This window comes from Nostoc sp. (assembly GCF_036917815.1).
Lineage (GTDB): Bacteria > Cyanobacteriota > Cyanobacteriia > Cyanobacteriales > Nostocaceae > Nostoc.
The window spans coordinates 98,080-104,232 of record NZ_JBALEK010000087.1 but is presented as its reverse complement, the minus strand read 5'-3'; the positions used below and the strand labels follow the sequence as shown (position 1 = coordinate 104,232).

Sequence of the window (6,153 nt, the reverse complement as noted above, 5' to 3'; positions counted from 1 at the left end):
GGCGACGGTGGAGTTGGGACAGGCATCGCTAACAACCGTGGCAGTCTGAATACAGGGAACGGAAACGACAGGATCACCGGCACAGGTACTGGCGGCAATGGTGGCTTCAGTGGAGGTACGATATCTGGAGAGGGTGGAGTTGGGACAGGCATCAGCAACAGTGGCAGTCTCAATGCAGGGGACGGAAACGACGCGATCGTCGGCACAGGTACTGGCGGCAATGGTGGTCTCAGTGGAGGTGGAGCTGACGATAACGTCATAGTAGGGGCCGGCGGATCTGCGACAGGCATTGCTAATAGTGGCATTCTAAATGCAGGGGAGGGAAAAGACACGATCGCCGGCACAGGGAAGGGCGGCAATGGCGGCGATATCAACGGTGGTAGTAACAACGGTGGAGGTGGGACTGGCATCGCTAACAGTGGCAGTCTCGATGCAGGGGATGGAGAAGACACGATCACCGGCACAGGGAAGGGCGGCAATAGCGGTAGAAGCTTCCGCTCCCGCAGCGGCATGGGTGGAGTTGGGATCGGCATCAGCAACAGTGGCAAACTGCTCACTGGGGACAGACAAGACACGATCACTGGCATCGGTACTGGCGGCCAAGCCGGTAGCGTTATTAATAGCAGCGCTGGCAACAGCGGAGATGGGACTGGCATCGCTAACAGTGGCAGTCTCGATGCAGGGGACGGACAAGACACGATCGCCGGCATCGGTACTGGCGGCCATGGCGGCAATGGCATTACCGGCCAAGCTGGCAATGGGACAGGCATCAGCAACAGTGGCAATTTTAATACAGGGGACGGAGAAGACACGATTATTGGCACTGGTAATGGCGGCGACCAGTACGTGGACATCATCGCCGGTAACGACGCTACTGGGATCGGCATCGCCAACAGTGGCAATTTTAATACAGGGGACGGAAAAGACACGATCACCGGCATCGGTACTGGCGGCAATAACGGCATGGGTGGAACTGGGATAGGCATTAGCAACAGTCGCCAACTGAATGCAGGGGACGGAGAAGACACAATCATCGGCATCGGTACTGGCGGCATCGGCAACGCTCAGTACTTCACCAACATCATGATCGGTGGAACTGGGACAGGCATTAGCAACAGTGGCATTCTAAATGCAGGGGATGGAAAAGATACGATCGCAGGCACTGGTACAGGGGGCAAGGGCGGCACAAATCAATTCAGTAGCACCGTCAATGTCTTGGGCGGAAATGGGACAGGCATTAGCAACAGTGGCATTCTAAATGCAGGGAATGGAGAAGACACGATCGCTGGCACAGGTACTGGCGGCAACGGCGGTGTCAACACCACCATCTACAATATTCAGGGCATCGGCGGCAACGGCGGAGTTGGGACTGGTATCACCAACAGTAAAAAACTGGATACCGGAGACGGAGAAGACACCATCTTCGGCATCGGTACTGGCGGCGACGGCGGCAAGGGCGGCGATGTCGGCGATGTCGGCAATGGTGGCAAGGGTGGCGAGGGCGGTACTGGCACTGGAATTGCTAACAGTGGCATTCTAAATACAGGGGACGCAAAAGACGCGATCGCTGGCACAGGTACTGGCGGCAACGGCGGCATCGGCGGCGGCAGAGCCAGCGACAAGTACATTCCCCTCCTTGGCACTAACGGCAACGGCGGTACTGGCACTGGGATTGCTAACAGTGGCGAACTGAATACAGGAAACGGAAACGACACGATCGCTGGCACGGGTAATGGCGGCAAAAGCAGCGACGGCGGCTTCGTCGGCTACGGTGGTGCTGGGATCGGCATCCAGAACCTTAAAGACGCCACCATCACTACAGGGACGGGCAACGACACAATTACAGGTTATGGGAATAGTTCAGGAACAAATGCCAGCGCCTATGGCATCGTTAACGATGGAATTATTGATACTGGCAATGGTTCTGACAAGCTTACCGGACAGGCTACAGCAACAATTGGTGGTACTGCCTATGGCATTTATGGACAAGGAATCATTAAGACTGGCAATGGCAATGACGAAATTATCGCCACCAGTATCCTAGATGGAGTTCAACAAAAAGTTTCTATCGGTGGCGGCATCAAAATTGCTTTGGGCAGTGGCAATGACTACTTCCAAGGGTTCGGTGTTGCTACGGTGGATGGGGGGGACGGTTTTGACACTCTCGATCTTAGAGCTTTCAATCGCTCTGAACTGATCGTATCTGGTGTTATTTCTGGCAATACCCTTAACTCTGCCAACATCAGTTTCAACAACAATGGAAACTCCATTACCTTGTCTACCACTGGCTTTGATAAATTTATCTTTGCAGATAGCTCTTTCTCTTACAGCACTCTCACAAACGGGGCATAAGTTTCTTAATTCGCCTATGTGATGTTTTACCCGCTAATTGTCTAACTGGCGTTGTTTGCTCTAAAGTATCTACCAGTAGATATACTCTTAGCTCCAAACTTGCATAGATTTACTGGAACTCAGAGATTATTCGGGGATATGCAGTTTATATGTAACAACCAAGTGACGAGAATCACATATATCGATGATTAGGATCGTCTCCTTGCGATCGCTAACTAGGCATAATTAGTGACAACTGAACTCTAGCCGAGTCATTAATAGGGAACACACTTAATTGCCGACAGCCTTAATCAAGGACTGTCGGTTTTTTGTATCTATATGCCCCATACCCCAATACGCTTGGGTTAAGGATTGTTGGTATTGATTTTAGGCATATAGAGACGTTGCATTGCAACGTCTCCACAAAGGATTTGGGACTTAACTGAACTGTACTGCCCCATACTCCACATCTATAAAATTTCCCCACAACTGGTTGGTAACTTGACAAAGATTTTGCCAGAGCCACTACCAAATGTGGGGAGAGTATGATCAAATTGGGGATCTTATGCCTATTGAGCGATAATATCTTGCACTGACTTTAGTAGACCGCAAGTATACTCCGAGAACTAGCACACACTTTGTATTAAGACATCGCTTGAATGATGTAATCAAAGTAGGGTGCTGCTTCGGCAGCATCTTCCGCACTCAGTAAGCCAAGGGAGGCTGTTTTGAGGGAATTGATCGCTTCTACCATTCCAGGCACGGGAACGCCCAATGAATTGTACATTTCCCGCACACCAATCAAACCGATTTTTTCAATTGGCTCTTTGTCACCGGCAAGCACACCATAGGTAATTAGACGTAAGTACCAGCCAAAATCGCGGATACATAGAGAGCGTTGGCGTTCTCCATAAGCATTACCTCCGGGGGAGATAAAGTCAGGACGCTTCTGCCAAAGTTGCTTGGTTGCTTCCTGAACTATCTTCTTTTCGTTTTCGGCTAAGGTAGCCGCAATCCGCGTCCGTTGTACGCCGGTTTGCAAAAAGTCTTTGATATTTTTAAGTTCGCCACTGCTGGGATAACGCAGTTCGTCGTCGGCTTTGAGAATAACTTGGCTAATTACAGTCATGATGATTGAAATCACCTGAAATATTATCTGTTAGTTTAGCGAGTTGGAGGTACACAAGTGAAGGGTTCGGAGCTACTTATGTATTGAATTTATCTGTTTGGGGGAGTGGAGACACTTCGACAAGCTCAGTGCATCGCTGGGGAGTGGGAAGATGAGGGAGATGAGGGAGAAATCAATTCAAAATTCACGCATTCAAAATTAAAGAATTTATTTCTGCCTCCTGCCTCCTCTTTCCCAATACTTCTCTTCTTAGGCTGCGCCAACGGCAACTCTTGGAGACGCTCCGCGTAGCAAGATCCCCGAAGGGGTACGCTCAGTACAAGTGCCCAATACTTCTCTGCGAGAGGCTGCGCCAACGGCAACTCTTGGAGACGCTACGCGTAGCAAGATCCCCGAAGGGGTACGCTCAGTACAAGTGACCAATGACAAATGACAAATGACTAAAATAATTTGGCAACAGGGTGAATTAATTGAAGTGACGATCGCTAACCTGAGTGATACAGGCGATGGTGTGGGACGCGCTGATGAGCGTGTAGTGTTTGTCCCGGATACTGTACCAGGCGATCGCGCCATTGTCCGCTTAGTTCATGTTAAACCCAAATATGCCCACGGTAAGCTCCAACAGCTATTGTCACCATCCCCCCACCGGATTAGACCTAGTTGTATTGTGGCGGACAAGTGCGGTGGTTGCCAGTGGCAGCATATTAATTATGATTACCAATTAGTAGCCAAGCAAAATCAAGTTATCCAAGCTTTAGAACGCATTGGCGGTTTTATCCAACCACCAGTAGATCCCGTACTCGCCGCCCCTTCTGCTTTCGGCTACCGTAATAAATCTACATATCCTCTTGGCACATCGGCAACAGGACAAGTACAAGCTGGTTACTATCAAAAAGGTAGTCACCAATTAATTAACTTAAATCAATGTCCAGTCCAAGACTCACGGTTAAATCCCTTACTTGCCGAAGTTAAGCAGGATATTCAACAGCAGGGTTGGCAAATTTACGATGAACAGCGCCATCAAGGAAAAATTCGCCATCTCGGTTTACGCATTGGCCGACACACAGGAGAAATGTTACTGACTTTGGTAGTAAAAGACTGGAATTTATCAGGAATTGAAACCCAAGCCCAGGAATGGTTAAAGCGCTATCCGCAGTTAGTGGGAGTATCACTCAATCGCAATGGCGATCGCACAAATGCTATCTTTGGATCAGAAACCCGTTGCATCGCTGGAGTCCCCCACCTGTGCGAGAACTTTGCTGGACTGGAATTTCAAGTACGCCCAGATACATTTTTCCAAGTGTATACAGAAACAGCAGAGGCACTATTGCAGGTAATTCAATCAGAACTCAATCTTCAAGGGCATGAGTTGCTAGTTGATGCCTACTGTGGTATTGGGACTTTAACTTTACCCCTCGCCAAAAAAGTGCGGATTGCTACAGGATTAGAAGTGCAAGCAGCAGCAGTAGACCAAGCTATTTTGAATGCCCATCGCAACGGAATTGATAATGTGACATTCCAAGTCGGGGCAGTAGAGAAATTGCTTCCCAAAATGGGCACAATACCAGAAGTAGTAATACTCGATCCGCCACGTAAGGGGTGCGATGGCGCAGTCATCGAAACTTTACGGCAATTGAAACCATCTCGAATCGTTTACGTCAGCTGTAAAGTAGCTACCCTCGCCCGCGACCTGAAATTGCTTTGTCAAGATGGGCAATATACCATCACACGGGTACAACCTGCTGATTTTTTCCCTCAAACTGCTCATGTTGAAGCTGCCGCCTTTCTTGCTCTATCACATTTGGACAATGATACTAAATCCTTCAAAAAAACTGAAATTTGAAATTTGTAGTCGAGTGCATACTAAAGATGCTAAAATTGAATTAGGATAAAAATAGAAATTCATTTTTTTTAAATAAATTCAAGTTGCATAGGTTCTTAAAAATATGAAGTGAATTGTGTGAATTATAAATCGGCAACTAACTAGAGTATGCTAATACTCTCTTAAATTAACAGCATCTTTTTAATTTGCTGACATCATTATCAAACTTATTCGAGCCGATATATATAACCAATTCCAACTCATACTATAGAGCCAATGCTCCCTAGCATTTTCAAAATTTAGTTTTAAAGACGCAAGTTTGAAGGCAGCATGACCACCTCAAGTTTTATCAGGGTGACTGTAATAGCAAACTGATGTCTAGCTAACTGAAAGCTATGGGGTTTCTCTTGTGATTACTATCTCACTCCGTCCAGTTGGACGTTATTGGGGCACTATTAGTTTTGCCTCAACCCTCTACCTTTGTCCCATCTTAGATTTATTGTTGGCAGAAATTCCAGCAAAATTACAAGCAGAACTGCGGTTAGGACTTCAAGAAGCCCTTGTAAACGCAGCTAAACATGGCAATAATCTTGATCCCAGTAAAACAGTTGTAGTTCGTTTTTCCTTAATAGATAATCAATATTGGTGGATAATATCAGACCAGGGTAGCGGCTTTACTCCTTCATCAACTAGTGATGAAGAACCAACAGACTATTTACCGCCAGATGAGGCAGAAAGTGGTCGTGGTTTATGTCTTCTGCATCAAATTTTTGATCAGGTGCAGTGGAACCGCAAAGGCACAGAATTGAGGCTTTGTAAACAAATGGAAAATCGCCGGGGATTATCTCTGCGACGATAAGATGAGTTAAGA

The 6,153-nt window shown here is 47.5% G+C and carries 4 protein-coding genes; 3 read left to right on the top strand and 1 reads right to left on the bottom strand.

All coding sequences use genetic code 11. The features are described 5' to 3' along the window. The coding region (locus V7K97_RS26470) for a beta strand repeat-containing protein (RefSeq protein WP_442938928.1) at positions 1-2,352 on the top strand (2,352 nt) is incomplete at its 5' end. A gap of 622 nt (positions 2,353-2,974) precedes the next feature. Here the strand turns inward: V7K97_RS26470 and V7K97_RS26465 are convergent. Continuing rightward, positions 2,975-3,460 carry an allophycocyanin subunit alpha-B gene (locus V7K97_RS26465; protein ID WP_012407637.1) on the bottom strand — a complete coding sequence of 162 codons (486 nt, stop codon included), beginning with the start codon at positions 3,458-3,460 and terminating at the stop codon, positions 2,975-2,977. A 436-nt stretch (positions 3,461-3,896) separates the two neighbouring features. On the opposite strand from V7K97_RS26465, the gene rlmD reads away from it, so the two are divergent. Next, positions 3,897-5,303, top strand: coding sequence for a 23S rRNA (uracil(1939)-C(5))-methyltransferase RlmD (rlmD, locus tag V7K97_RS26460; RefSeq protein WP_334803948.1), 1,407 nt, complete (start codon positions 3,897-3,899; stop codon positions 5,301-5,303). Between the two features lie 388 nt (positions 5,304-5,691). Beyond that, entirely contained in the window at positions 5,692-6,141 is a 450-nt protein-coding gene (locus V7K97_RS26455) for an ATP-binding protein (RefSeq protein ID WP_334803947.1), read from the top strand. Positions 6,142-6,153: the final 12 nt, after the last annotated feature.

What these genes read in the sequence shown, in the direction of transcription:
- rlmD (WP_334803948.1), top strand. Translation starts at nt 3,897, where the DNA reads ATGACTAAAATAATTTGGCAACAGGGTGAATTAATTGAAGTGACGATC.
- V7K97_RS26465 (WP_012407637.1), bottom strand. Translation starts at nt 3,460, where the DNA reads ATGACTGTAATTAGCCAAGTTATTCTCAAAGCCGACGACGAACTGCGT.